At 58.9% G+C, this 25,854-nt stretch carries 23 protein-coding genes and 1 pseudogene; 14 read left to right on the top strand and 10 right to left on the bottom strand.

Annotation, left to right across the window (positions count from 1 at the left end; translation table 11 throughout):
- Nucleotides 1–24: 24 nt before the first annotated feature.
- Genes QRN38_RS16510 through QRN38_RS16490 form a run of 5 tightly spaced genes read right to left on the bottom strand, consistent with a single transcriptional unit; the run spans nt 25 to nt 4,717 of the window.
- Nucleotides 25–1,056: an ABC transporter ATP-binding protein gene (locus QRN38_RS16510; protein ID WP_007244498.1), complete on the bottom strand. Its 1,032-nt coding sequence runs from the start codon at nt 1,054–1,056 to the stop codon at nt 25–27.
- Nucleotides 1,053–1,847 (bottom strand): ABC transporter permease, encoded by a 795-nt coding sequence (locus tag QRN38_RS16505; RefSeq protein ID WP_057417623.1) that lies wholly within the window; start codon nt 1,845–1,847, stop codon nt 1,053–1,055. Before QRN38_RS16505 ends, QRN38_RS16510 begins: the two co-directional genes overlap by 4 nt.
- Nucleotides 1,844–2,713 carry an ABC transporter permease gene (locus QRN38_RS16500; protein WP_005763744.1) on the bottom strand — a complete coding sequence of 290 codons (870 nt, stop codon included), beginning with the start codon at nt 2,711–2,713 and terminating at the stop codon, nt 1,844–1,846. The genes QRN38_RS16505 and QRN38_RS16500 overlap by 4 nt, the downstream gene beginning before the upstream one ends.
- Nucleotides 2,713–3,714, bottom strand: coding sequence for an ABC transporter substrate-binding protein (locus QRN38_RS16495; RefSeq protein ID WP_057417624.1), 1,002 nt, complete (start codon nt 3,712–3,714; stop codon nt 2,713–2,715). Before QRN38_RS16495 ends, QRN38_RS16500 begins: the two co-directional genes overlap by 1 nt.
- Nucleotides 3,698–4,717 (bottom strand): LacI family DNA-binding transcriptional regulator, encoded by a 1,020-nt coding sequence (locus QRN38_RS16490; RefSeq protein ID WP_007244502.1) that lies wholly within the window; start codon nt 4,715–4,717, stop codon nt 3,698–3,700. Before QRN38_RS16490 ends, QRN38_RS16495 begins: the two co-directional genes overlap by 17 nt.
- Nucleotides 4,718–4,912: 195 nt before the next feature.
- On the opposite strand from QRN38_RS16490, the gene QRN38_RS16485 reads away from it, so the two are divergent.
- The 3 genes from QRN38_RS16485 (at nt 4,913) to QRN38_RS16475 (ending at nt 7,562) form a co-directional block, all read left to right on the top strand.
- Nucleotides 4,913–5,887 (top strand): serine/threonine protein kinase, encoded by a 975-nt coding sequence (locus tag QRN38_RS16485; RefSeq protein WP_007244503.1) that lies wholly within the window; start codon nt 4,913–4,915, stop codon nt 5,885–5,887.
- A gap of 125 nt (nt 5,888–6,012) precedes the next feature.
- A complete protein-coding gene (gene rarD / locus QRN38_RS16480; protein ID WP_005763735.1) occupies nt 6,013–6,900 on the top strand; it encodes an EamA family transporter RarD in 888 nt (295 codons plus the stop codon).
- Between the two features lie 359 nt (nt 6,901–7,259).
- Nucleotides 7,260–7,562 carry a helix-turn-helix domain-containing protein gene (locus QRN38_RS16475; protein WP_024667741.1) on the top strand — a complete coding sequence of 101 codons (303 nt, stop codon included), beginning with the start codon at nt 7,260–7,262 and terminating at the stop codon, nt 7,560–7,562.
- Nucleotides 7,563–7,581: 19 nt separating this feature from the next.
- On the opposite strand, the gene QRN38_RS16470 is transcribed toward QRN38_RS16475, so the two are convergent.
- On the bottom strand, nt 7,582–8,100 hold the full coding sequence (locus QRN38_RS16470) for a glycine cleavage system transcriptional repressor (protein ID WP_005763732.1): 519 nt from the start codon (nt 8,098–8,100) through the stop codon (nt 7,582–7,584).
- A gap of 322 nt (nt 8,101–8,422) precedes the next feature.
- Between QRN38_RS16470 and QRN38_RS16465 the strand changes: the two genes are divergently transcribed.
- From QRN38_RS16465 to QRN38_RS16435, 7 genes are all read left to right on the top strand, one after another.
- Nucleotides 8,423–10,600 (top strand): malate synthase G, encoded by a 2,178-nt coding sequence (locus QRN38_RS16465; RefSeq protein WP_057417625.1) that lies wholly within the window; start codon nt 8,423–8,425, stop codon nt 10,598–10,600.
- A 358-nt stretch (nt 10,601–10,958) separates the two neighbouring features.
- Nucleotides 10,959–11,525 carry a PAAR domain-containing protein gene (locus tag QRN38_RS16460; protein WP_080269654.1) on the top strand — a complete coding sequence of 189 codons (567 nt, stop codon included), beginning with the start codon at nt 10,959–10,961 and terminating at the stop codon, nt 11,523–11,525.
- 6 nt (nt 11,526–11,531) lie between these two features.
- Nucleotides 11,532–12,458 carry a DUF6402 family protein gene (locus QRN38_RS16455; RefSeq protein WP_057418225.1) on the top strand — a complete coding sequence of 309 codons (927 nt, stop codon included), beginning with the start codon at nt 11,532–11,534 and terminating at the stop codon, nt 12,456–12,458.
- Nucleotides 12,455–12,898, top strand: a complete 444-nt coding sequence (locus QRN38_RS16450) for a hypothetical protein (protein WP_005763718.1) — start codon at nt 12,455–12,457, stop codon at nt 12,896–12,898. The genes QRN38_RS16455 and QRN38_RS16450 overlap by 4 nt, the downstream gene beginning before the upstream one ends.
- On the top strand, nt 12,895–13,341 hold the full coding sequence (locus QRN38_RS16445; RefSeq protein WP_011103154.1) for a hypothetical protein: 447 nt from the start codon (nt 12,895–12,897) through the stop codon (nt 13,339–13,341). The genes QRN38_RS16450 and QRN38_RS16445 overlap by 4 nt, the downstream gene beginning before the upstream one ends.
- Nucleotides 13,338–13,769, top strand: a complete 432-nt coding sequence (locus QRN38_RS16440) for a hypothetical protein (RefSeq protein WP_011103153.1) — start codon at nt 13,338–13,340, stop codon at nt 13,767–13,769. The genes QRN38_RS16445 and QRN38_RS16440 overlap by 4 nt, the downstream gene beginning before the upstream one ends.
- A gap of 697 nt (nt 13,770–14,466) precedes the next feature.
- Nucleotides 14,467–18,237 carry a coiled-coil domain-containing protein gene (locus tag QRN38_RS16435; RefSeq protein ID WP_174518906.1) on the top strand — a complete coding sequence of 1,257 codons (3,771 nt, stop codon included), beginning with the start codon at nt 14,467–14,469 and terminating at the stop codon, nt 18,235–18,237.
- A 78-nt stretch (nt 18,238–18,315) separates the two neighbouring features.
- Here the strand turns inward: QRN38_RS16435 and QRN38_RS16430 are convergent, their stop codons facing one another.
- Complete coding sequence (locus QRN38_RS16430) at nt 18,316–18,762, bottom strand: response regulator (protein WP_005763705.1); 447 nt, start codon at nt 18,760–18,762, stop codon at nt 18,316–18,318.
- 229 nt (nt 18,763–18,991) lie between these two features.
- Here QRN38_RS16430 and QRN38_RS16425 point away from each other — a divergent pair, with 229 nt between their 5' ends.
- Entirely contained in the window at nt 18,992–20,926 is a 1,935-nt protein-coding gene (locus QRN38_RS16425; protein WP_024667748.1) for a DUF294 nucleotidyltransferase-like domain-containing protein, read from the top strand.
- Entirely contained in the window at nt 20,923–21,636 is a 714-nt protein-coding gene (locus QRN38_RS16420) for a 3'-5' exonuclease (protein ID WP_024667749.1), read from the top strand. The genes QRN38_RS16425 and QRN38_RS16420 overlap by 4 nt, the downstream gene beginning before the upstream one ends.
- Before the next feature lie 79 nt (nt 21,637–21,715).
- Here QRN38_RS16420 and QRN38_RS16415 read toward each other — a convergent pair whose 3' ends face one another.
- Both QRN38_RS16415 and QRN38_RS16410 read right to left on the bottom strand, forming a co-directional pair.
- Nucleotides 21,716–22,018 carry a cell division protein ZapA gene (locus tag QRN38_RS16415; protein WP_003379947.1) on the bottom strand — a complete coding sequence of 101 codons (303 nt, stop codon included), beginning with the start codon at nt 22,016–22,018 and terminating at the stop codon, nt 21,716–21,718.
- Entirely contained in the window at nt 22,015–22,248 is a 234-nt protein-coding gene (locus QRN38_RS16410) for a hypothetical protein (RefSeq protein ID WP_005763699.1), read from the bottom strand. Before QRN38_RS16410 ends, QRN38_RS16415 begins: the two co-directional genes overlap by 4 nt.
- Before the next feature lie 420 nt (nt 22,249–22,668).
- Here QRN38_RS16410 and QRN38_RS28325 point away from each other — a divergent pair.
- Nucleotides 22,669–23,439 (top strand): annotated as a pseudogene (locus tag QRN38_RS28325) (MCP four helix bundle domain-containing protein); the annotation flags it as partial.
- Nucleotides 23,422–24,294 carry a methyl-accepting chemotaxis protein gene (locus tag QRN38_RS28320; RefSeq protein WP_407719309.1) on the top strand — a complete coding sequence of 291 codons (873 nt, stop codon included), beginning with the start codon at nt 23,422–23,424 and terminating at the stop codon, nt 24,292–24,294. The pseudogene QRN38_RS28325 and the gene QRN38_RS28320, both read left to right, overlap by 18 nt.
- Before the next feature lie 181 nt (nt 24,295–24,475).
- Here the strand turns inward: QRN38_RS28320 and gbdR are convergent, their stop codons facing one another.
- The gene (gene gbdR, locus QRN38_RS16400) at nt 24,476–25,579 is read right to left on the bottom strand and encodes a choline metabolism transcriptional regulator GbdR (protein ID WP_005763696.1); all 1,104 of its coding nucleotides are present in this window, start codon (nt 25,577–25,579) and stop codon (nt 24,476–24,478) included.
- Nucleotides 25,580–25,854 lie beyond the last annotated feature (275 nt).

The following is a 25,854-nucleotide window of genomic DNA, read 5'->3' as shown; positions in this document are numbered from 1 at the left end:
AATAAACTCTCTACGGAAACGACTTCACGAATGCAGGGTGAACAGTTGTTGCGGCTCGACACTCAGGCCAATGGCGGCGTTGGCGGGGTAAATCACGTTGTCGGTGCTGTCGACCAACAGCGGCTGCGGGCCGCCGACATCGACCAGCAAGCGGCTTTGCGCGCCCTGAAAAAACTGCCCGACCAGACGACCCTGAAGATGGCCATGCCCCGGCACCAAACGCAGGTGCTCAGGACGGCAATACACCGTGCCCGGCATGTCTGCGCCATTCCACGGCAACTCGCCGCCGCTGACCGTGAGGCCCGACGAGGTGCGCGCAACCACACTGAACGCATTCAGATTGCCGACAAACCCTGCGACAAAAGCATTGGCGGGCCGCTGATAGATTTCCCGTGGCGTCGCCAACTGCGACACGCAGCCTTTTTCCATCACCAGAATCCGGTCGCCCAAGGCCATCGCTTCGCCCTGATCATGAGTCACGAAAACCGAGGTGATGCCCAGCCCGCGCAGAAGCTGATCCAGCTCGCTGCGCAAGCGCTCGCGCAACTGCGCGTCCAGTGCGGCCAACGGCTCGTCGAGCAACAGCACCCGAGGGCGCGGCGCCAGTGCACGGGCCAGCGCAACCCGTTGACGTTGCCCCCCAGACAGCTCGTTAACGCGACGATTGCCGTGACCGGTCAGGCCGACCAATTCCAGCAACTCGTCACAACGCTTGTTGCGCTCGGCAGCCGACAGGCCGCGAATCTTCAGACCGTAGACGATATTCCCGGCCACATCGAGATTGGGAAACAACGCATAGTTCTGAAACACCATGCCCACGTCACGCCGCTCGATGGGCAGGCGCGTGACGTCCTGATCGTCGAACAGCACCTGCCCGACGTCCGGCCGCTCAAGCCCGGCAATCAGGCGCAACGTGGTGGTCTTGCCACAACCGGACGGCCCGAGAATCGCCAGCGTTTCGCCGGGTTCGATGGTCAGGTGCAAATCCTGTACAGCAACGGTGCCGTCGGCAAATGCCTTGCGGCAGCCTTTCAGGCGAATGGTGGTTCCGCTCATCGGCTCTCTCCACGGGCAAGACGCGCGCTGATGGCCTGCAACGCAATCAGCAGCGGCACAATCAGCAACAGAAAAAGAAGGGTGTAGGCGCTGGCGACTTCCAGCCGGGCCGAGGCATAACTGTCGGCCAGGCCGACCGGCAGGGTCTTGGTCGTCGGCGTGTGGAGCATCCAGGTCAGGTTGAATTCACCCAGCGACAGGGTCACAACCATCAACACACCGGCCAGAATCCCGGCCCGGCAGTTCGGCACCACCACGCTGAAAAAACGCTTGATCGGCCCGGCCCCAAGACTGGCCGCGGCCTCCTCGAGCACCGGCAACTGCTGACGCTGCATGACCGCCATCACCGGGCGCACCAGAAACGGCAACGTGAACAGCACGTGGCCCACCAGAATGAACAGCCAACTGCTGCGAAAGCTGCCGAACTGGCCGTAGGTCAGCAATAACGCCAGGGCGCTGGCAAGGCCAGGCATGGCGACCGGCAGCACCATCAGCTCTTCAAATGCGCGGCTGAAGCGATTGTTCATGCGTACCAGCGCATACGCCGCCGGAACGCCGACCAGGCACACGCAGATCGCGCAGGCCACCGCCAATTGCAGCGACAGCCAGACCGTCGGCGAATAGCCCTGCCAGACCTGTACCAGCCAGTCGAAGGTCAAACCGCTCGACAGGCCCAGAAAATAATTGCGGGTCACGCCGGCCAGCAGCGACAGCACCACCGGCACCAGCATGAACGCGCAGACCAACAGCGTGAACGCCAATTGCGCAGCAAACAACGGAGAGCGTTTCACAGGGCAACTCCCGATTTTCCGACCATGCGCCGGGCCAGCAACAGCACCGCCCAGGTCACCAGGCCGAGGATCACCGACAGCGCTGCGGCCACGGTGAAGTTGGCGTAATTGGTGAATACGTTGTAGATCGCCACCGGCGTGACATTCAAGCGCGTACCCAGCGTGAATGCCGTGCCGAATGCGCCCATCGACGTCGCGAAACAGATCGCCCCGCAGGACACCAAAGCCGGTGCCAGGCCCGGCACGATCACATCGCACACCACCCGCCAGTGACCGGCACCCAATGAATGCGCGGCTTCTTCAAGGCTGCGGTCCAGGCTTTCGCAGGCGGCCATGACGGTGAGGATCACGCGCGGTATCGAAAAGTACAGATAGCCGATGAACAGACCGATGAGCGAGTAAGCAAACACCCAGCGCTCCCCCGCCAGTTGCAGACCGAGTGCAGCGAAGATGCCTTGCCGACCGGCCAGCAGAATCACCAGAAAGCCGACCACCACGCCGGGAAATGCCAGCGGAAAGGTCAGCAGTGCCACCAGCGCAGAACGTCCAAAAAAATGATTACGGGCCAGAAATACACCGCTGATGCCGCCGATCAGCAACGCCACAAGCGTCACCACCAGCGCCAGCAGACAAGTCTGCGCCAGACTGCCCAGGTACTGAGCACTGCTCAATACCTGCCAGTAGCCGCTGCCATTGCCATCGGTGCCTTGCGCACCGAGCAGGATCAGATGGGTCAACGGCAGCAGCCAGAAAGCCAGCAATACCGCCATCGCCGGGGCCAGCGCCACCGCAGCGGTCGGGCGCAGCCGCAGCCTGAAAAACCCGTCCTTGCGCAGAGCCAGCGCGTGTTCCGGCGAGGCTGGCATTACTTCACCTCTCGCAGATAACGTGCGGCGAAGGCTTCCTGCACGGCGGCCATGCGCTGGTAATCCACCACACCGGCACGTGCGTAGTCACTGTCGGGCAGGAACTGTGCGGCCACGTCGGCAGGCATCTTCGAACGCACCGGACGCAGATAAGCCTTGGCCCACAGCGCCTGGCCCGCGTCAGACAGGACGAAATCCAGCACCTTCTCGGCATTGGCGCGGTTCGGCGCTTTGGCAACCATGCTCATCACGTAGGGAACGCCGATGGTGCCCTCCTTCGGAATCACGAAGGCGACGTTGGCCTTGTCCTTGTAGCGGGCGCGATAGGCGTTGAAGTCATAGTCGACCAGAATCGGCAGCTCGCCTGACAGTACGCGAGCGTAGGCAGTTTGCTTGGGCACGATGGGCGAGTTCTTCGCCAGTTTCTGGAAGTAGTCGATGGCCGGGCCGAAGTTGTCCAGCGTGCCGCCCATAGCCTGATTGATTGCCACGGCGGAAACGTAGCCGACGAACGCGCTGGAGGGATCAAGGTAACCGACCATGCCCTTGTACTCAGGCTTGAGCAAATCTGCCCAGCTCTGCGGCACGGGCAGACCGCCCAGTGCATCGACGTTGACCATGATGCCGAGGGTGCCCGAATGAATGGCGAACCAGTGCCCCTGCGGGTCTTTCAGGCCTGCCGGAATGTCGTCCCAGTGTTTGGGTTTGTAGGTGTCGACCACACCCGCTTTTTGCGCTTGCAGGCCGAAGGTCACGCCGTAATACACCACGTCGGCGACCGGTGCCGCCTGCTCGGCAACGATCTGCGCCAGCGCCTGCCCGGAGTTCTTGTTGTCCAGCGGCACTTGCACGCTAGTGCTGTCGGCAATCGCCTTGAGCTGAGTACCCCAGTCGGCCCATTCAGGCGGGCAGTTGTAGCAGATGGCGGTTTCGGCGGCCTGGGCGAGGCTGGCCGCACTGCATAACAGCAGCGCCGCGAGGGTTTTACTGAGGCTGAACATGAAGCATCTCCTGGTAGGGCTGGGTGCTTTCACCGGGCCGGATATGGCACGGCAGACAATGAGAAGCCGCTGCGGCGCCGGCAATCCGGGCCAGCAATTGTTCGATGACGGTGTGCGCCAGTTCGGCGATGGGCTGAACCACACTGCACAGCGTGGGGTGCATCTGAGTGCCCAGCGCAATGCCGTCAAAGCCGATGACCGACAGGCGTTCGGGCACGCCCCAGCCATGGCGGCGCAATTCGGCAATCAGGCTGATGGCCAGCAAATCGTTGGAGCAGACCAACGCGCTGGGTGAGTTCGGGCCGCGCAGCAAGGGTTCGAGCGCGGCAAACTCGGCGTTGGTATGTGCCGGCATTTCGATCACTGGCCGCGCCTCAAGCCCACGCTCGTTCATGGCATCGCGGTAGCCTTCGTAACGCAGGCGGGCGCGGTCGGACTGCATGACCGGGCCGGCAACCATGGCAATACGCTGGTGGCCGGCATCGATCAGGTACTGTGTCGCCAGTGCCATGCCTGCGCGGTTATCCACAGACACGGCGCTGTAATCCTCATTGTCGGTCTGGTGATAAGCCAGCACGAACGGCGTGTCCTCACTGACCAGACTCTCCAGCACACGGTTATGCTCGGCGTCCGTCACCGTCAGCACCAACCCGTCGACCCGCTGGCGCAGCAGCTCTTCAACCACGGCGCTTTCACGTTCGGCGCTGTAGTCGGTGGTCGCCAGCAACAGGTTGTAGCCTCGCGCACGGGCCGCCCGTTCCATGGCCTGAAACTGCTCGGCAAACACCGGGTTGAGCAGGTTTGGCACGATGACGCCAATCAGATTGGTGGTTTGCAAGCGTAACTGCCTGCCCAACCGGTTGGGTCGAAAACCCAGTTCACGGGCAGCGGCGAACACGCGCTCACGGGTCTCGATACGTACCACCTTGGGGCTTGCGAACGCGCGTGCAGCGGTGGCTCGGGAAACGCCGGCCAGGCGTGCAACATCTTTCAAATCGGTCATGGCGGCTCGCTTTGAGATCGATCTCATTGACAGCAACTCTATGTGGCGAACATGGCTAAACCGCGTCCGGGTGATGACCGTTTGGTGACAACTCGACCCTTGGGCACTTTAAACATCAGGGGTTTGGCGAACCGGGACCGGTCTGCGTTACCATCAGCGGTCCGACGCGGCAACCTGCTGCGCGCAGGAGTAGTCATGGCTCACCCGTTTGCAACACTTACTCCCGATCTGGTTCTCGATGCCGTCGAAAGCATCGGTTTTCTCAGCGATGCCCGCATCCTGGCACTCAACAGCTACGAAAACCGCGTGTATCAGGTCGGTATCGAAGACGGTCAGCCGCTGATCGCCAAGTTCTATCGCCCGCAGCGCTGGACCAACGAGGCCATTCTCGAAGAGCACAGCTTCACGTTCGAACTGGTGGACGTCGAAGTGCCCGTGGTCGCGCCCATGGTGCACAACGGCGAAACCCTGTTCGAGCACGCCGGCTTTCGTTTCACGCTATTCCCGCGCAGGGGCGGACGCGCGCCGGAGCCGGGCAATCTTGATCAGTTGTATCGCCTGGGTCAGTTGCTGGGGCGTATCCATGCGGTCGGCTCGACCAAACCGTTCGCACATCGCGAAGCGCTGGGCGTGAAGAACTTCGGCAATGACTCGGTCAATTACCTGCTGGAAAACAACTGCATTCCGCGCAGCCTGTTACCGGCCTACGAGTCGGTGGCCCGCGATCTGCTCAAGCGCGTAGAGGACGTTTACGCTGCCACACCGCACACCAACATCCGCATGCATGGCGACTGCCACCCCGGCAATATGATGTGCCGCGACGAAATGTTCCACATCGTCGACCTGGACGATTGCCGTCTTGGTCCAGCGGTCCAGGATATCTGGATGATGCTCGCCGGCGACCGCCAGGAACGCCTCGGCCAGCTCTCCGAATTGATGGACGGTTACAACGAGTTTCACGATTTCGACCCACGCGAACTGGCCCTCATCGAACCGCTGCGTGCCTTGCGCCTGATGCATTACAGCGCCTGGCTGGCCCGCCGCTGGGATGACCCGGCCTTCCCCCACAGTTTCCCGTGGTTCGGCACCGAGCGTTACTGGGGCGACCACATCCTGGCCCTGCGCGAGCAGATGGCCGCACTGAATGAAGAGCCGCTGAAACTGTTTTGATTTGTAGAACGTGAGGCACGATAACCCCGGTTATCGTGCGACGCTCCAGCGTGAGTACGATCAAAACCATCAACCGCATCACTCCACAATAAAACCGGAAATTTCTGCATTAAAAGGGACGCTCCATGCAAGCTGCCAATCCACGCCGCGGATACATTCTGGGCCTGAGTGCTTACACCATCTGGGGCCTGTTCCCCCTGTATTTCAAAGCCATTGCCGCCGTTCCAGCCATCGAGATCATCATCCATCGTGCGCTGTGGTCGGCGCTCTTCGGCTTGATCGTGCTGATGTTCTGGAAACACCCCGGCTGGTGGCGTGACCTGCGCAACAACCCGCAACGGCTGGCCGTGCTCGCGCTGAGCGGCACCCTGATTGCCGCCAACTGGATCGTCTACGTGTGGGCCGTGAACAACGGCCGCATGCTTGAGGCAAGCCTTGGGTACTACATCAACCCGCTGGTCAACGTGTTGCTGGGCATGTTGCTGCTGGGCGAACGGCTCAGGCGTCTGCAATGGGTCGCAGTCGTTCTGGCTGCAACGGGCGTCGCGCAGCAGGTCTGGCACGTTGGCAGCCTGCCGTGGATATCACTGGCGCTCGCACTGACGTTCGCTTTCTACGGCCTGATCCGCAAAAAAGCCCCGGTCGCCGCCCTGCCCGGCCTGGTCGTGGAAACCTGGATGCTGGTGCCGCTGGCCCTGATCTGGCTAACGCTCAACCCGACGGCCGTCACCGCACAGGCAGAATTCTGGACCACCACCCAGGCCATCTGGCTCGCTGCGGCAGGCCCGGTGACGCTGATACCGCTGGTGTGCTTCAACGCCGCCGCTCGCCATCTGCCGTTCACGACACTGGGTTTCCTGCAATACATTGCACCCACTCTGGTCCTGCTGCTGGCCGTTCTGCTGTACGGCGAACACCTGACCACCAGCACCATCATCACCTTCGCCTTCATCTGGGCGGGGCTGGCTGTCTACAGTGTGGATATCTGGCTGAAATCCCGCGGCCGCCGCTGATCAAAAAACACACAAATTTATGCAGGCCACGCCCCCCGTGGCCTGCAAGAAGTTCTCCAAGGGTTATCCACAGGCAGACTGACCTTATCTGTGCACAAGCCCTTGAAACTGTTGGTTTTTTGATCAGTCTTCGCCGAGCCACAGCCGGCGGGGCGCGCAGGGCTATTCCCCCAGGTTATCCACAGGCAGGTGCACGGTTAACTTGGATAACCTGGGTATACTCAAAGAGCGCTTAAGGAGTGCACATTTTTTGGTACACCTCAAGTCTATAAAGGCCTGATGGGATTTGATCGCCAAGATCCTTTAACGAGATGAACAAAGGCCAGACAGCGCAAAGCAGCACTCAAAAGGAACAAATAATGAACCAGCACATTGGCTCTGACTTCGATGACTTTCTTGCCGAGCAAGGCTTTGCGGAGGAGGTGTCTGCCGCGGCACTCAAACGGGTTATTTCCTGGCAGATCGCCGAGGTCATGAAACATCAGAAGGTTACCAAAAAGGCTCTCGCCGAGCGTATGCACACAAGCCGAACCGCAGTAGACCGCGCTCTGGATCAGAATGATCCGGGGATGACCCTTGCAACGCTGGCCAGCGCTGCAAGGGCACTGGGTCAACGGGTAGAGGTCAGGCTGGTCCCGGAGCAAGAAGCCAAACGCGCCTGAGCACAATCAGTTTCAGGAATCACTCCTCACCACCCAACACCAACTCCACCATCAGATCATCAGCCAGTGTCTCAAGCCCGGCCTGCAGATCATCCAGCGATAAACCCACTGGCACGCCCAGCACTGCATCGGCGTGGAACAGCAGTTCGCTGCTCATGGGGGCCGGGGTGACGTCGGTGATCAGGTGTTCGACGTTGACGCCCTGTCCGGCCAGCAATCGGGTGATGTCGCGCACGATGCCGGGGCGGTCGTTGCCGACCAGTTTCATGCTGATCAGTTGGGTCGTGTCGCTCGTTTCTACTGCGCTGTCGGCCAGCAGCATACGAATACCATAGGCTGACAGTGCGTTCAGCGCCTTGATCAGGTCGTCGTATTGCTGCGGCTCGACGCCGACCTTGAGGATCCCGGCAAACTGCCCGGCCATGCGTGACATGCGGCTTTCCAGCCAATTGCCACCGTGCTCCGCGATGCATTGGGCAATGCGTTCGACCTGGCCCGGTTTGTCCGGGGCAACCAGCGTTACGACGAGATGATCCACGGTCAATTCCTCTTTCAATGCAGATGATTTGAAAACTGCGACGCTCGCACGAGTATAGGCCTGCTTGAAGCCCACCTGATGTGTGGCAAATCGTGTACCGTCTGGCAGGCTTTATGGAACAATCCTGAGCGAATCTGGAAGCACCGTGACCCTCGGCGTGAACGGACGTTGGGATTCAGTCGTTTAATGACATATCCAGCGACGTTTTCACACGACTGCGGCTGATGTAGTATCCCGCAGCGATCACTACATAAAACCAAGATCAATGATAGAGCGCTCCCTGAGTGTGCTCGACCCTGCTGAGCAGAGTGAGGCAAGTGCAATGACTGAGTACGTTCAAGTCGGTGACCTGCAAGTCGCCAGAGTCCTGTTCGACTTCGTGCAGAACGAAGCAACCCCCGGAACCGGCGTCGATGCGGACGCATTCTGGGCCGGTGCGGACCAACTGATCCACGACCTCGCGCCAAAGAACAAGGCACTGCTCGCCCAGCGTGATGAATTGCAGGCGCAGATCGATGCCTGGCACCAGTCGCGTGCAGGCCAGGCGCACGACGCCTCGGCTTACAAAGCTTTCCTTCAGGAGATCGGCTATCTGCTGCCAGAAGCAGCGGACTTTCAGATCACCACGCAAAACGTCGACGAAGAAATTGCCACCATGGCTGGCCCGCAACTGGTCGTGCCGGTGATGAACGCACGCTTCGCGCTCAACGCATCGAATGCACGCTGGGGCTCGTTGTACGATGCGCTGTACGGCACCGATGCGATCAGCGAAGAAGGCGGCGCGGAAAAAGGCAAGGGCTACAACAAGGTGCGTGGCGACAAGGTCATCGCCTTCGCCCGCGCCTTTCTTGATCAGGCTGCGCCGCTGGCGGCGGGCTCGCACGTTGACTCGACTGCTTACAAATTGATCGACGGCAGACTGGTCATCAGCCTCAAGGGCGGCAGCAACACCGGCCTGCGCGACGATGCACAACTGGTCGGTTTTCAAGGCGATGCCTCGGCACCGTTCGCCGTGCTGTTCAAGCACAACGGCCTGCATTTCGAATTGCAGATCGACGCTGCAAGCCCGGTCGGCCAGACCGATCCGGCAGGCGTGAAAGACATCGTCATGGAAGCCGCGCTGACCACCATCATGGACTGCGAAGACTCCATCGCGGCCGTCGATGCCGACGACAAAGTGGTCGTTTACCGCAACTGGCTGGGCCTGATGAAAGGTGATCTGGCTGAATCGGTGTCCAAGGGCGGCGAAACCTTCACCCGCACCATGAACCCGGACCGGGTCTACACCACGCCACAAGGTGGCGAAGTCACCCTGCACGGCCGCTCGTTGCTGTTCATCCGCAACGTCGGCCACCTGATGACCATCGACGCGATTCTCGACAAGCATGGCAACGAAGTGCCGGAAGGCATTCTCGATGGCCTGCTGACCAGTCTCGCTGCGATCCACAACCTCAACGGCAATAACACACGCAGCAACAGCCGCAGCGGCTCGATGTACATCGTCAAACCGAAGATGCACGGGCCGCAGGAAGCCGCGTTCACCAACGAGCTGTTCGGGCGTATCGAGCAGGTACTGGGCTTGCCGCGCAACACGCTGAAAGTCGGCATCATGGACGAGGAGCGCCGTACCACGGTCAACCTCAAGGCCTGCATTCAGGCCGCAAGCGAGCGGGTGGTGTTCATCAACACCGGCTTTCTGGACCGCACCGGTGACGAAATCCACACGTCGATGGAAGCAGGCCCGGTGGTGCGCAAGGCGCAGATGAAAGCTGAAAAATGGATCTCGGCCTACGAGAACTCCAACGTCGATATCGGCCTGAAATGCGGCCTGCAAGGTCGTGCGCAGATCGGCAAGGGCATGTGGGCCATGCCCGATCTGATGGCCGCCATGCTGGAGCAGAAAATCGCCCACCCGCTGGCAGGCGCAAACACCGCCTGGGTGCCATCACCCACCGCGGCTGCGCTGCACGCTCTGCACTATCACAAGGTGGATGTGTTCGCCCGCCAGGCAGAACTGGCCCAGCGCGAACAGGCTTCGGTGGATGACATCCTGACCCTACCGCTCGCGCCGAACACCGACTGGACACCGGAACAAGTCCAGAACGAACTGGACAACAACGCCCAGGGCATTCTTGGCTATGTGGTGCGCTGGATCGATCAGGGCGTGGGTTGCTCGAAAGTCCCCGACATTAACGACATCGGCCTGATGGAAGACCGCGCCACGCTGCGCATCTCCAGCCAGCACATGGCCAACTGGCTGCGGCATGGCATCGTCACCGAAACGCAGGTACTGGAAAGCCTCAAACGCATGGCCCCTGTCGTGGACCGCCAGAACGCCAACGACCCGCTGTACCGCCCACTTGCACCAGACTTCGACAGCAACATCGCCTTCCAGGCGGCCGTCGAACTGGTCATAGAAGGCACGCGACAGCCCAACGGCTACACCGAGCCGGTGCTGCATCGCCGCCGTCGCGAGTTCAAGGCGAAAAACCGGGTGTAAGGATTTCATTCATTGGACCGGAGAGGCGGCTTGCTGCCTCTTCGGGAAGGTGATGAGTAAACATCGCGTTTTTTCGTTTGAACGACCCAGATACTTTCTAACTCGATACATCATAGAAGCAAAACAAACTTCATCCCGCTTGTGGGAAAAAGTCATTCCCCGCGTAAGACACCTGATCAGTATAGGTAAGTCGAGTCTTTAATTATAAAAACGTAAACACAAGGTATTTCCGCGCACGACGCACAGTGCTATCTCTCTTCCTGTTGAATTAACAAAAGTCATCCCCCTTAAACAACGCCGTTTAAATTGATGAGCGTTAATAGTGGCCATGACTTCAGTTCTGCTCAAGGAGAGTTGCATGAACCGATTGGCAATTGTTGTAGGTGACATGACGGATCATGGAGGACACGTCATGACAGGCTCCGAAAGCCATATTATTGATGGGTTCCCCACGGCGCATGTCGGGTGTGATGTTATTTGTCCGCTGCATGGCCCTACCAAGATAATCAGCGGGCAGAACGACTACCTCGTAGAAGGCCAACCACTGGCGCTTGAAGGCGACCTGACAACCTGCGGTGCACGACTGGTCTCTTGCCAACAGAACTTTTTCCTGGTCGAAAGAGAATCCTCTTCCGAACCCATACCCGTTACCCCGCCAATGAAACGGGCATATACCCCCGTCGTGCTTGCTCAGTCCTACACTTCGTCGACTTCCAGACAAAGCCGAATCGTGTGTGACGAGCGTTTTCAAATGCTCACCCACCAACGCAATCGCCTTGGGCATCTGGATTATGTGCTGCTGGAACATAACCAATGCACGGCTCGCGGCACCCTCGATGAGCACGGCCACAGCCGCAAACATGGCAGCTCAAGCCCCTCGACCCTGCAGTTTGCCGCCTCCGCCCCTTGGCCTGTGATGGAGTAACTGAACATGTCCCTGAATGATTTCCAGCGCACCAATGCCGTCGGTCCCGATACCTACTTTGCCCTGCCACAGGGTGTGTCACGCACCTATGCACCCTTGGACACGCCACCCAAGCAAGTCATCATCGAAAACCTCGCCCTGTCCCGCATCCCGGGCGCCATGCGCAACATGGGCTGGGATATCGCTGCGGCGTTGATGCAACGATGGTTTGATAGCCCGGGGTGGGAGATGCCGGCGGATTGGAAAAAGCCGGAAACACAGCCTGATCCGATGAGCTTATCTCCTGAGCAATGCGATGAAGACATAGTGAAAATGGAGTGGGCAATGCAGTTTGAGCGCTGTCGAACCGCAATAGCCGTGGCGGAGTCCAGATTGACTACGCCCAATGCGCTTTTGCGGTTAAAAAAGCTTTTGAAAAAGCAGGGATGGCATGGAAGCGCTCCGTTTAAGCTGGGTTCCACGCTTATGACCGCCCGACAAATAGACGTATCCTCTCAGGTAAATTTTACCGAGTTTGGTGGAGCATGGGATGCACTGGATGACATGTACGGAGCTTTAGGCACCGCGACACTCAAGGTTGGTGTCGTGGGGGAGGTTTTTACCAAAGAACACCCTATTACTCAGCAAGCGCAGCATTATTTCAGAGTCGAGCACTTAGGTTTTTACATTCGCGATCACTACGACTTCAACGGCTTTCAATACTTGGGCACATGGACAGAGGACCGTGTGCTGACGAAAGCAGAAACCGTTATAGCTGTGACGCCACAAGGAAACTTAATCATACGCCTGAAAGAGGGGCCATTTGCGGCCATAGCCAATAATCACTTTCGAAAATACAGGGATAATACAAGTAACGGCGGAGACTTCTTTATCTATTCGGATGTGTTATGGAAAAAAGCCGACCCATTCATTGATCTGGAAATTCCCATTTGAAAATAAGCGCGAGAAAAATCCAATTCCTTTCTGCCTATTTTCTTATCGCACTCAGCCTGTGGGCCGCGTCGCAATGGTGGGAAAAAGGCTTGGCGGAAAGGTCAGGTGACCCGATCGTCAGCCCTGATGGCTGCTACCGACTCGAAACATTTAAACCATTCTGGGTACTGCCGAATATGTTTCATCGCAAGCCTCATCCTGACGAAGACGTACCGCCAAAATGGTTCCCGTTGTGGGGCTACCCTGGCTTCTATCGGCTGTATGACAATCGCAACGGTGAACTAATTTCAGAAAACAAGATTTATGACCTTGAAACAGCAGGATGGGGAATAGATTGGGGAGAAGAGTCGGGTTTCGTCTACGCAGGAATGATCCTAATCGGGCCGAACGTCTCTGATTGCATCGGTGATCGCTCTTCACATGTCACGAACCAAAAATGAAGTCGCCATCGACACACATCATCTTTCTTGCAACCTTCATCACGACCGCTGGAAGCCTATGGGCTGCTTCGGAGTACTGGGAAAAGGGCTTGGCGGAAAGCCTGAACGAACCTGATATCAGTCCGGGTGGATGCTATCGAGTTGAAACGTTCAAGCCGTTCTGGATTTTGCCCATGATGTTTCATAGAAAAGCCAACCCCTATAAAGATCATTCACCGAAATGGCTTCCTTGGTGGGGCTACCCTGCATTTTTCCGTCTCTACGATCACCGCACTGGCAAATTGATCTCGGAAACCGAGATTTATGATCTGGAGTCGGCAGGCGGGCCAATGTCTTGGGGTGGTGGGTCAGGGATGGTCTACGCAGGAATGATCCCCATCGGCCCGAATGTCCCTGACTGTAGGGGGGACCGCCCAGCTACACGTGCTGCGCCTCAAGAATGAAGTCGCCATCGAAGCGCATCATCTTTCTTGCAGCCTACATCACCATTGCAGGCAGCATATGGGCTGCGTCGGAGTGGTGGGAAATAGGCTTGGCCGAACGCTTGAGTGACCCCTACATTAGCCCTGGCGGATGTTATCGCGTAGAGCTTTTCAAGCCATTTTGGGTTTTGCCCATGATGTTTCACACAATGCCCGACCCGAACGAAGGCGTACCTCGGGAATGGCTCCCTTGGTGGGGCTATCCTGCATTTTTTCGTCTCTACGATCACCGCACTGGCGAACTGATCTCGGAAACCGAGATTCATGATCTGGAGTCGGCAGGTGGGCCAATGTCTTGGGGTGGTGGGTCAGGCATGGTCTATGCCGGAATGATCCCCATCGGCCCGAATGTACCCGACTGCATCGGTGATCAGCCTGCCACCCATTGAATTCCCGGCATCTCTACGCTCATCAAAATAAAAAACCGGAACCGAATCCATATTTCGACCACCCATCCAGACAGGTCCGAAAACCTCCCGCTCAGGCAGGGAAACGTTTCAGGCACCTGCCACAGCTGACCCACCAAAGGACGCAAACCGCGAGTCAGCAACGTAGCCCCCGTTCTGCCCCCAAGCAAACACGCCTCCCCGTGCCGCCCAGGCAGTTTGAAGAAGTGTCGCCTTCCGCCGCGACAGCCCTTCGAACACGTTTTACGCACCACCGAATGCGCAGTGTCGATTACTACCACCACCTGTATTGATCTGTCGAACTTGATATCTGAGCCGATGGAGCCCGCTCATGACCTTAAGAATCAATACTCGTTCTGCTACCCCGGTTGTACCTCTGGAAACAGGCTCTTCGTCGCAGCCGGCACCGCCGCCTGTCACGGCAAGAGCGACTGAGCCTCCCCCCGTCGCCAATCCTGCGGCGCCTAAATCAGCGCCAGGTGTTCAGCAAGCACACGGGCTGAAGACGCGCATCGCTGGCAAACTTTCCGAACGTCAGACCAATTTCAGTCTTGGTATTCCCGGCACCGGTCGTACTCTCAACCGGCCCCTGCGCAGCGGGATTCCGGAGGAAGGTGAGCAGGTATCGAACGAGGAGAGTCATGATCCGTTGCTCAAGGAAGCGCATGAACTGCAGCGCATGGTGGAGTCGGCGCTGACCCATCTGAAGGCGGCACCGACGTCTCTCTGGGAGCGTCCCGCCCCTTCAACGGTAAGGCGTATTACCACCAAGGTTTTTCCGTGGCTAAAGCCTGCCCCGCTGCGCGAAGTCGCAAGCAATGGCAGCAACGCCAAGACCAAGATCAAGATCAAGATCAACTCACAGCAAAGCCCTGAAACCATCGCAGCGGCGGTGAAAGAGCTGAGCACCCGGCTCGATCACCAGAGCAAGGTGCTCGCCACAGCCACCCACGCACTGGTCGCTGCGCGTGAGCATCTTGAATCGCTCGAACAGGCCACCCCGCCCTCGTCGACCGAACGACTGGACCATGCCAGGGCTCGCGTTCAACAAGCCGACTCCACCACCCGCCTGGCCAGTCAGCAACTTCGTGAGCTGATTCAGGGTACAGAGGTGTTGCAACTGGGCGCGCTGAGTGAAGGGCAGGATCAGGTTGAACAGAAAGCCGAGTTTTCTCAGCAGTGGCTGAGCGAGTTGCGCACACGCATGCAGGCGGTGGATGTCCGTTTCGCCGACCGGCACGCTGCTATCGAAATCGAACTGCAACTCAAGGTGGCGCAGACTCGTGAGCTGATTTCACTCGATCACGACATGACCGCTGCCGAGCACACGGCCGCGCAAGCCAACACGCAGCTTTCTGCCTTGCGCGCCCAGCGACAGGAAACGCCCGAAGGGTCAGACGAAGCCGACAGACTGGACACCGCCATTGGGCAGACGCTTGCAGCGCGTTCGCAGGCCATGCAAACGCATCAGCAGCTGGCAAAAAAACTGGTGCGGGTCGATGCCGATGTTGCTCGCCTGAACGACGAGCTGGGCGAGATTCATCAGCGAATCGCGATCGTCAATGATGAGCGCTTTGCACTCAAGACACTTGATCAGAAACTACCCGCATCAGAACAGGTCGCCGCGCCTGCAGAGGACCAAGCTCAGGAACGAATCGACAAAACCGCGCTCAAGAACGTTCGCGAGCAGTACCTCGCCAGTCAGATCGGTGAAGCGCACGCTTTTGCAGCAACCGGCGCGGACGAAATTCAAGCGGCCCTGCAACGTATCGGCGATCGCCTGCAAGGCACGCCGCCACCCACACCGCTGCCAGCTTTTGCGGTTATCGAGGTGGTGACGTCGGCGCTGGCAGACGTGACGGGCAATGACGCCACGCGCGCCAACCGCGTGCTCGACTTGCTGAACCAGCACCCACTGGAATATTGGCCTCGCGTTGCCGAGGAGATGTCGAAGTCGGTCAGGACCCGCAGCGCCAACAACAACAACAACAACAACAACAACAACAACAGCGTCCAGCGGGACGCGCTCGACCTCTGTCGAAAACTGGCAAATGTGCCGCGTGGCATGGAAATGCTGCAAGTGCTCTCCAGCGACGGCACTGCACCGATAGTGGCCGAGCGGGCCAAGCCTTTGCGGGTGTTCTGGAATGCCGATGAAGCGCAGCAGAAAGAGCCCGACGGCAAGGTCAAGGCATGGCTGCAAACCGCCAAACAGGTGGCACGCAGCAAACTGGATGGAGACGAGAAGTCGTTCGACGATGTCGATCACGCCGCTTTCAACGCGGTTCGTAACGGTTATTTCAGCAACGCTCCCGGCACGCCCTATGCGCAACATGACCAGCGCCTGAAGAAAGCGACGATGGAATGGGTCATGCGCGCTGTGGCGGCCAATACCCCGGAGCAAGCAACAGCAACGGCACCGACGAAAAGCTCGTTGCCACGCCGCCTGGTCCCCACGCTGAACAAGACACCCTTTGCCAAATCGACGCTGGATCGGGCCTACTCGGTGGGCGAAAGCATGGGCCTGCAATCACCCAGAAAGCAGGTTGATCAGGTTATTTCCGCGCGTATCAGCATGCTGGAAGAAACGCTGAAAAACGCCAAGCGCGCACCGGGACTGCAACTTGAAATCTCGGCAGCCCACGCCATGCTCGATCACCTTAAATCTCTGGAGAAGAAAGGCACTCACCTGTCGCAGGTGACGCTCAAAAAGCGCGATGGCAAATCGATGCAAAGCCTGCTCAAGGCCCGCGTTCAGCAGCAGCGGCTATCACAGATATGGGATAAGCCGGACGCGAATGGCAAGCGCGCAGTCAACGTACTGCACAAAGCTCAGCACATCGAACTGCCGCAGCTGTACAGCGAACTGGCCAACAGCAAGCTGTCGGTCTACGAAGCCCTCAATCGTGTCGATGAGCACCTGCGCGAGGTATTGCCGCCAGCGCTGCAACCTGCTGAGTCTGTTGAAGAGGTGCTTGATCAGGACTTGAGCGCAGCGATAAAGCTGCTGAAAACCCGGCACTTGAGCGAGAAAAGCGACATCGTGACGTTTTTCAAGCCGTTCATTCTTGAAAGCCGCCTGCGCGACCGGCTGCGACTGGGCGGCGGAGGCACGCTGGGCGTAGGCTTGCCGTCGCTGCCCTACAGCTTGATATCGCCCATCGTGTCACCGATCTTTTCGGCAGAGAAATCTCGCAGTGACGAAGCGTTTGCCCAGCTGTTCATGCCGATTCTGGGCATGGAAATGTCCTTCGGCAAAGCACGAACCGAAGCCGCCGAAGCCACCATCGGTGTAGCGGCAGGAAGTGCGGTTGCAGAGGGTGTGGCGATACAGGCTGCGCTCACTGGCCGCTTTACCGCTCAGGAAACTCAAACCAGCTCGACCCTCATGCGCTTTTTTCGCACCCGACACAAGGACGATGAAATGCGCGGCAACATGCTGACCGCGCTGGACAGCATGGTGCGCTGGGACATCATCGATCCGCAAAAGGGCCAGCGTTACGCCGGGCCGCTGGAAGCCATACTGGCGCGTAACCCGGAGGTCTCTGTCAGCCAGATCGATGCGACGTCCAGCACCCGCAACGTCGCGGCGCGTGTGGCACTGCGCGTCCCGGCGGTACGTTTCAAGGATGGCGCCAGTCACGCCTCTCAAACCCTGACGCCGGAACCCTCGGTGTACGTCGAAGCGGATCGAATCAAGGAAACACGCACGGAAACCGGCGGATTCATCAGCGTTGTCGGCGCCAAGGGTGACACCGCTCAGCAACGGATGGGGGTCACCGCCAACCTGAACTTCGCGCCGATTGCCAGCTCGGCCACGCCAGCAGAAAAAGGTGCCAACCATGGGGTTCAGGGTCAGGGGCTGGGTTTGCAACTGGGCATGTCCCGGGACCTGGCCTGGGCACTGGAAAAGAACGAAATATCGCCCTTCCTGATTGGCGACAAACAGGACGCCGATCTGGACCGACATTACTCCACGCCGCGCGACATGCAGGCCGAAATCACCGCCAACCGCGACCTGTGGTTGATGCGTTGCATCGAAACACTGGAGCCGGATGAAACAGGCAACAAAAACACCCCGGACAACCGCCTGCGCGCGGCCATGCACCTTGACGCTTTCGAGGCGACGATCAAGCGTCTGGGCAAGGACAGCAAGTATTGCCAGTACAACGTCAATTACTCGATGAAAGGCCGGGCAGGCGCCGAGATAGACGGCTATCGCGGTATTCAGGCACTCGCTTTGCAGCGCGGGGATGTGCAGGCAGCGGAAAAGGCCCAGCAGGCCATTGACGATATTTTGCTGACCAAAGAAACGTGGCGACCACTGGTGTTGATCGTTCGTGAGCGAGCGCGGGATTCAACCGTGGTTGGCTGGCGTAACCTGCTGCGTTGGCAGAAGCTCTCCAATGTCGACGGTCAGCGCACCGCAGCGCAGTTTCCGCCGCCGTGAAGACGGGGTGACTGGCCCATGATCAGCGGGCCAATGCCGGGATCGGCACGCTGGTCATTCAGCTGTACGACGAATGCTTCAACTCATTCCCAGCTCACGCTTCACCAGCTTCACCAGTTGTTTGGTGTTCAACGGCTTGAGCAGGAAGTCCACCACGCTCAGGTGCATGGCGTCGATGGCGTCGCGCACGTTGGCGTCGCCGGAAACGATGATGATGGGCAACTCGGCGCGGTCCGACTCGCGGACCTTGCGGATCAGGTCAAGACCGTCGAAAGGCGCCATGCGCAAATCGGTGATCAACAGGCCTATAGACTGGCGCGTCTGAATCATTTTGAGGGCGCTGTCACCACCGGGCGCAGTCATGCAACTGATGTCATTGAGACTCAGAATCTCGGCCAGCAGCTCGCGCGCGTCACTGTCGTCATCAACGATCAGGACCCGTTGCGGTGCGCCGCGATCAGGCGAGAGCATGACCTCATGGAGGGCATTGCGCTCATCGTCGCTCAAAATATCTTGGTCAATCATTGCAATCTCATCGTTCCCTGGACTATCCGACAGCAGATTCTGTCAAATCTGCGATGCAGTTCGTCGGCATCCCGGCCAGTCTTCGCTCGCAGTCCATTGCGCTCGTCAAATCGGTTCCAGCAATCACCATCACTTTGCCAATCGCCTCAGGCGTAAGACTTACGTCCAATGGGCACCTGGCTACAAGCGGCCGACCATGAGCACCAATAACAAGAGTGCGGAACAGGCCATGAGCAAGGCAGATGCGTTCACCCAGGCAGGCAAGACAGCCGTGCTGCAGAACATACACGGCACCATGCAGTTCCTGCAAAAATTCCCGCCTTTCAACCAGATGGAAAACGCTCATCTGGCGTATCTCGTCGAGCAGTGTCAGCTCAGGTTTTATGCGGCAGACGAGAGCATCATAAAGCCCGGCGATGGGCCAGTAGAACACTTTTACATCGTCAAACAGGGGCGAATCGTCGGTGAACGTCCTCATTCCGCGAAAAGAGGCACCGAAACCACCTTCGAAATTACCACGGGCGAGTGCTTCCCGCTCGCCGCCCTGCTGGGTGAGCGTGCCACGCGCACCGAGCATCTGGCCGCCGAAGACACCTTCTGCCTGCAACTGAACAAGCAGGCTTTCATCAAGCTGTTCGCGCTGTCCACGACATTTCGCGACTTCGCCCTGCGCGGGGTCAGCAGCCTGTTGGATCAGGTCAACCAGCAGGTCCAGCAGCGCGCCGCCGAAACCCTTGGTACGCAGTATTCGCTGAACACGCGCCTGGGCGAGCTGGCCATGCGTCATCCGGTGATGTGCAGCCCCGACATGCCGATGCGCGATGCGGTAAAACTGATGCATGAACAGCAAGTAGGCAGCATCGTGATCGTCGATGAGCAGCAAGCGCCGTTGGGTATTTTCACCCTGCGCGACCTGCGTGAAGCGGTTGCCGATGTGAATGCCGATTTCAGCGCGCCGGTCAAAAACACCATGAGCCCCTCACCGTTTCACCTGAGCCCGGACGCCAGCGCGTTCGACGCAGCCATTGCCATGACCGGGCGTCATATCGCCCATGTGTGCCTGGTCAGAGACGGGAGGTTGTGCGGTGTGGTGTCGGAGCGGGATCTGTTCTCCCTGCAACGGGTCGATTTGGTGCATCTGGCGCGCACCATCCGCAATGCGCCGCGCATCGAAGCGCTTGCCGGTTTGAGGGGCGATATCGTCCAGCTGGTTGATCGCATGCTCGCGCACGGCGCCTCGTCCACGCAGATTACCCAGATCATTACCTTGCTCAATGATCACACGGTGTGTCGGGTGATCGAACTGACGCTCGCGGAAAAAGGCGACCCCGGCGTGCCGTTCAGCTGGCTGTGTTTCGGCAGCGAGGGCCGACGCGAACAGACGCTGCATACTGATCAGGACAACGGCATTCTGTTTGAAGCCAGCGATGCCACAGAGGCAGAGCAGATCCGCACACTGCTGCTACCCATTGCCGAACGCATCAATCAGAGCCTGGCGCAGTGCGGTTTTACGCTGTGCAAGGGCAATATCATGGCCGGCAACCCTGATTTGTGCCTGTCGCGACTTGAATGGTCGAGGCGCTTCTCGGCCTTTATTCGCGAGGCCACCCCGGAGAACCTGCTGGCATCGAGCATCTACTTCGACCTGCGCGTGGTCTGGGGCGATGAGAGCGGCGGTGAGCAATTGCGCCGCGGCATTCTCGATCAGGTGGCAGACAATCGGCTGTTCCAGCGCATGATGGCCGAGAACGCCCTGCGTCAACGGCCGCCGGTGGGCCGCTTCAAGGATTTCGTACTGGCGCGCAAAGGCAGCGAGAAAGACACCCTGGACCTCAAGACCGAAGGTCTGACGCCCTTTGTCGACGGTGCGCGCCTGTTGGCGCTGGCCAACGGTATCGGCGTCAACAATACTCAGGAACGCTTGCGGCAACTGGTCGAGCGCGAAGTCATCGACCCGCTGGACGGTGCCGCCTACGAGGAGGCTTATCACTTCATTCAGCAGACCCGTATGCAGCAACACCAATTGCAGAGTCGCCAGAACCTCGCCTACTCCAACCGCATCGACCCGGACACACTCAACCACCTGGACCGACGCATTCTGCGTGAATCGTTTCGTCAGGCGCAGCGATTGCAGATGAGCCTGACCATGCGTTATCAGCTATGAACCTGTTCGAGTGGTTGAAGCCACGTCCGAAAAAGGTCCCTTTGGACGCTCATCAACTGAAGCGGATCAAGCAATTGCCGGTCTGCGCGAAGCTCAGCGACAAACCGCTGCGCCAACAGCGCTGGGTGGTGCTGGACCTGGAAACCAGCGGGCTGAACATGAACCGCGATCAGGTGCTGTCCATCGGAGCGGTTGTGATTGAGGACGGAGCCATCGATCTGGGCCAGCAGTTCGAGCGCACGCTGTTGCGCGTCGATCACAAGCTCAGCCCGGCCGTGCTGATTCATGGGCTGGCACCCAGTGCGATTGCAGCGGGCAGCGAGCCGGTCGAGGCGTTGCTGGATTTCATGGAGTTTGTCGGCGACAGCCCGATTCTGGGCTTTCATGCACCATTCGATCAGCACATGCTGGCGCGTGCGCTGAAAGAAAGCCTGGACTACCGTTTGCAGCATGCGTTTTTCGACGCCGCCGAAATAGCCCCGATGCTCTGCGAACAGGCCAACCTGCGGCACGCCGGGCTGGACGACTGGACGCAGTTTTTTGGCCTGCACGCCGAAGAACGCCACAACGCCAGCGCCGATGCACTGGTCACCGCAGAGCTGGCGTTGATTCTGTTCAGCCACGCCCGCCGCCAGCAGATCGACAGCCCCTTGCGACTGGCAGAATCACTGGGGCAGTGGCGCAGGCGCAAGCAGTCGCATTCGTTCTGATGGCAACTGCTTCTCGCGTGTGCATTGGCACGACACACGCCTCAGCACTCGGCATAAGCCTTGTGGGAGCGACCTGGGCTCAGCCCTGGGAAATGGTCTTGGCGATCACATCCACCGTGGCATCGACCTGCTCGCGGTAACGCTTCAATTCGACCTTGTGCAGTTGCTCAAGCTCGATCTGCTGCGAGCAGAGATTCAGGGCTGCCAGGACCAGCAAACGGTCGCCGATCAATGTCGGGTATTTGCGCTTGGTGTCGGCCAGCGACGCATTGAGCATCGCGGCGGCCTTCATGAGAGTCAGGTCTTCGCCAGCCGGGGCCTTGACCGAGTACTCATTACCCAGAATTGAAAGAACGGTTACACCGTTGCCATCGACGTTCATGCGCCAACAGCACTTGCGCTGGTCGCGCGGTCAACCAGTGCCTGGATACGGGCGGCGGTACTGCCCTGCTTTTCTTCCTGCTCCATCAGGCTCAGTTGCAAGTTCTCGTTCTCGTCCTTGGCTTTTGCCAGCTCGGCGCCGAGCTGTGCATTCGTGTCCTGCAGGGTCTGGTTTTGCTGCACCAGGTCACCGACAAGTTGTTCCAATTGGCTAAGGGAGGCTTCCAACATTTTGATTTCTCGAGCAAATTTCAACGGGCGCGTACGATAAAGAAAAGTCGCTGCGCATGCCAGCGCTCAGGCTTTGATACCGATCTGTCATGACATTGACATGTCGATAACGTAAACGCGTAGGGGGCTTGTGACTACGTATTCGGAATCCGGTTCCTGCTGTTCGTCAGACCGCCCCGAACTGCGACAAATGCGCACAGCCAATGAGCAAAATGATATCACCCTGACTGCCCTCAACGCCGTGTTTTCAAGGGTTTGCGCGGATTTTTGCCATATCCCAAAATAACCGTCAGTAATAAGTCGTCAATATTTAGTGCCTACTAACTCAAGACGTTAGTCGCATGACCGATAGGCAGCCATTCACTGCATTCCCTTCACCGTTAAATCGCATGGACCGCGTACCTACCCTGGAAGCTTTCTATGTCCCTGCGAAATATGAACATCGCGCCCCGAGCGTTTCTTGGATTCGCCATCATCGGCACACTCATGCTGATCCTCGGTGTATTCGCCCTGTCCCAGATGAACAAGATCCGTGGCGCGACTGAAGACCTGGCCAACGGCAATGTGCCCAGTATCAAAAGCCTCGATCGATTCGCAGAAGTCAGTATCCGTTTGCGCGTGTTGTCTTACCGATTGCTGGTCAACCGCGACCCGGAAACCCAGCAGAAGACCATCGACCTGCTGGCGATGCGCAACAAGCAGATCACCGACGCTCAGGCGATTTACGAGAAGCTGATCAGCGACCCCGACGAGCGCAATCTTTACGGCCAGTACGTGCAACTGCTTGGGCAGTATCGCCAGCTTGAAGAGCGCCTGAAGGCGCTGACCCGCGCCAACAAAATCGAAGAGCTGCAGAGCCTGCTCAACAACGAACTGCTCAGCAACTCCGATCAGATGAACGTCGTGCTCGGCAAGCTGGTAGAGATCAATACTGCTCAATTGAACCAGGTCAAAAAGGATGCTTCCCGCGAGTACGACTCGGCATTCAATATGGTCATCGGGCTGCTCATAGCTGCCACGCTGCTCACCATCGTGTTTGCCTGGATGCTGATCAAAAGCATTACCACGCCGATCGCCACGGCGCTGCATGCGGCGGAAACCATCGCGAAAGGTAACCTGACCCAGCCGATCCAGATTGATGGCAGCGACGAAGCCGGTCGTTTACTGCTGGCCATGAAAACCATGCAGGACAAGCTGCGCGACACGCTGCAGGGCATTTCCGGTTCGGCCACGCAACTGGCCTCGGCGGCCGAAGAGCTGAATGCCGTTACCGACGAAAGTGCACGTGGGCTGGTGCAGCAGAACAACGAAATCGAGCAGGCTGCCACTGCGGTCAACGAAATGACCAGCGCCGTGGAAGAAGTCGCCCGCAACGCTGTCAGTACGTCGCAAGCGTCTCGCAATGCGGCGACCTCTGCCGGTGACGGTCGTGATCTGGTTCAGGAAACCGTCAGCGCCATCGAACGCATGAGCGGTGACGTGAAAGGCACGGCTGAACTGATCATCAACCTGGCTACTGAGTCTCGTGATATCGGCAAGGTGCTGGACGTGATCCGCGGCCTGGCCGACCAGACCAACCTGCTGGCGCTCAACGCCGCCATCGAAGCTGCACGTGCCGGTGAAGCCGGACGCGGTTTTGCGGTAGTGGCCGACGAAGTGCGCGCCCTGGCACACCGCACGCAGCAATCGACCAGCGAAATCGAACGCATGATCGGCAGCATTCAGAGCGGCACGGAACAGGCAGTAAGCTCGATGCGCAACAGCACCGAACGCGCCGAATCCACCTTGAACATCGCCAAAGGCGCGGGCATGGCGCTGAACACCATCAATGTCGCGGTCGAAGAGATCAACGAACGCAATATGGTCATCGCCAGCGCCGCTGAAGAGCAAGCGCAAGTCGCACGCGAAGTGGACCGCAACCTGGTGAACATCCGCGACCTCTCGGCACAATCTACCAGCGGCGCCAACCAGACCAGCGCAGCCAGCACCGAGCTTTCCCGCCTGGCCGTGGACCTCAACAGCATGGTGTCGCGCTTCGCGCTTTAAGGGTCAACGATCGTGCGACGCTCTGCGTCGCATGCCGTTCTGGACGCTCCGCGTCCTTTTGCGACGCAGCGCGTCGAAAACGATAACCTGACTATCTCAATTATCGTGCGACGCTCTGCGTCGCACGCCATTCTGGACGCTCCGCGTCCTCTTTGCGGGCCCCGCGCAAAGATCGGTCAAATTAAAGCCGCACACTCGCAAACGTCGATTCATTACGCGCCTGGCTCAACGCCGAGAGCGGTCCCGACAACGGCGCGAGCACCAGTGCTTGCGGGATTGGCATCATGGCGACCTGTTGCGCGGTGTTGGAGCCTACGCGCTCGTCGCGCGGCGGAATGCCGAAGTATTCGCGGTAGCATTTGGAGAAGTGTGGCGTCGACACGAAGCCGCACACTGACGCAACCTCGATGATCGACATCGGTGTCTGCTTGAGCAATTGCCGGGCGCGGATCAGGCGCAGTTTCAGGTAATAACGCGACGGCGAGCAGTGCAAGTATTTCTGGAACAGCCGCTCCAGTTGCCTGCGCGACACGGCGACGTACACCGCCAGCTCATCAAGGTCGATCGGCTCTTCGAGATTGGCCTCCATCAAGGCCACGATTTCCTGCAATTTCGGCTGATTGGTGCCCAGCATGTGCTTGAGCGGCACGCGTTGATGGTCCTGCTCGTTACGAATGCGCTCATAAACGAACATCTCGGAAATCGCCGCCGACAGCTCACGGCCATGATCGCGGCTGATCAGGTGCAGCATCATGTCCAGCGGCGCGGTGCCACCGGAGCTGGTGAAGCGGTTACGGTCCAGCGTGAACAACCGGGTGCTCATGGACACACGCGGAAAGGCTTCCTGCATTGAAGCCAGGCATTCCCAATGCACGCTGCAATCGAAACCATCGAGCAAACCGGCGCACGCCAGCGCCCAACTGCCGGTGCACACAGCACCCAGGCGACGCGACTGACGCGCCTGGCTCTGCAGCCAACTGACATGCTCACGGGTTACAGTGCGCTGAATGCCGACACCGCCGCAGACAATCACAGTATCGAGCGCCTGGGCCTTGTGCATGGCGGCGTCCGGGGTAATCTGCAAGCCATCGCTGGCCCAGACCTGGCTGCCATCGACACTCAGCGTGGTCCAGCGATACAGCTCGCGGCCCGACAGCTGGTTGGCCATGCGAAGAGGTTCTACCGCCGATGCGAGGGAGATCAGGGTGAAGTTATCCAACAGCAGAAAGCCGATGGACTGTGGCGCGCGGTTCTGGGGTTGAGCCCCTTGATTGAACGATGTCATCACACTATCTCCTCACATATGGCTATGGTTGGCCTCAGGGCGGGCTCTTCTTATACCCCTCGTCACTGAAGGGCTTTGTGATGACATCGCAAATCTCATGCCGGAAATTGATCAGGCATTCAATAACACCTGAAAACGACGTCGCGAAGTGTCTATCCGGCAGCGACCCGAGTGTCTGTTTGCGACGCGCAGGCATGCGGGCTGCGCTGCCTGATGAGCAATTCGGTAGCACTACGGGGAAACGCTCAGGGGCTGACCGTGCCCCGAGTGCTACT

The organism is Pseudomonas sp. CFBP2511 (genome assembly GCF_030209255.1).
GTDB lineage: Bacteria > Pseudomonadota > Gammaproteobacteria > Pseudomonadales > Pseudomonadaceae > Aquipseudomonas > Aquipseudomonas avellanae.
This window is presented reverse-complemented; position numbering and strand designations above follow the sequence as displayed.

Coding starts and splice junctions, on each gene's coding strand:
- QRN38_RS16510 (WP_007244498.1), bottom strand. CDS start 1,056: ATGAGCGGAACCACCATTCGCCTGAAAGGCTGCCGCAAGGCATTTGCC.
- QRN38_RS16500 (WP_005763744.1), bottom strand. CDS start 2,713: ATGCCAGCCTCGCCGGAACACGCGCTGGCTCTGCGCAAGGACGGGTTT.
- QRN38_RS16495 (WP_057417624.1), bottom strand. CDS start 3,714: ATGTTCAGCCTCAGTAAAACCCTCGCGGCGCTGCTGTTATGCAGTGCG.
- QRN38_RS16490 (WP_007244502.1), bottom strand. CDS start 4,717: ATGACCGATTTGAAAGATGTTGCACGCCTGGCCGGCGTTTCCCGAGCC.
- QRN38_RS16485 (WP_007244503.1), top strand. CDS start 4,913: ATGGCTCACCCGTTTGCAACACTTACTCCCGATCTGGTTCTCGATGCC.
- rarD (WP_005763735.1), top strand. CDS start 6,013: ATGCAAGCTGCCAATCCACGCCGCGGATACATTCTGGGCCTGAGTGCT.
- QRN38_RS16475 (WP_024667741.1), top strand. CDS start 7,260: ATGAACCAGCACATTGGCTCTGACTTCGATGACTTTCTTGCCGAGCAA.
- QRN38_RS16465 (WP_057417625.1), top strand. CDS start 8,423: ATGACTGAGTACGTTCAAGTCGGTGACCTGCAAGTCGCCAGAGTCCTG.
- QRN38_RS16460 (WP_080269654.1), top strand. CDS start 10,959: ATGAACCGATTGGCAATTGTTGTAGGTGACATGACGGATCATGGAGGA.
- QRN38_RS16455 (WP_057418225.1), top strand. CDS start 11,532: ATGTCCCTGAATGATTTCCAGCGCACCAATGCCGTCGGTCCCGATACC.
- QRN38_RS16445 (WP_011103154.1), top strand. CDS start 12,895: ATGAAGTCGCCATCGACACACATCATCTTTCTTGCAACCTTCATCACG.
- QRN38_RS16440 (WP_011103153.1), top strand. CDS start 13,338: ATGAAGTCGCCATCGAAGCGCATCATCTTTCTTGCAGCCTACATCACC.
- QRN38_RS16435 (WP_174518906.1), top strand. CDS start 14,467: ATGGTGGAGTCGGCGCTGACCCATCTGAAGGCGGCACCGACGTCTCTC.
- QRN38_RS16430 (WP_005763705.1), bottom strand. CDS start 18,762: ATGATTGACCAAGATATTTTGAGCGACGATGAGCGCAATGCCCTCCAT.
- QRN38_RS16425 (WP_024667748.1), top strand. CDS start 18,992: ATGAGCAAGGCAGATGCGTTCACCCAGGCAGGCAAGACAGCCGTGCTG.
- QRN38_RS16420 (WP_024667749.1), top strand. CDS start 20,923: ATGAACCTGTTCGAGTGGTTGAAGCCACGTCCGAAAAAGGTCCCTTTG.
- QRN38_RS16415 (WP_003379947.1), bottom strand. CDS start 22,018: ATGAACGTCGATGGCAACGGTGTAACCGTTCTTTCAATTCTGGGTAAT.
- QRN38_RS16410 (WP_005763699.1), bottom strand. CDS start 22,248: ATGTTGGAAGCCTCCCTTAGCCAATTGGAACAACTTGTCGGTGACCTG.
- QRN38_RS28320 (WP_407719309.1), top strand. CDS start 23,422: ATGAAAACCATGCAGGACAAGCTGCGCGACACGCTGCAGGGCATTTCC.
- gbdR (WP_005763696.1), bottom strand. CDS start 25,579: ATGACATCGTTCAATCAAGGGGCTCAACCCCAGAACCGCGCGCCACAG.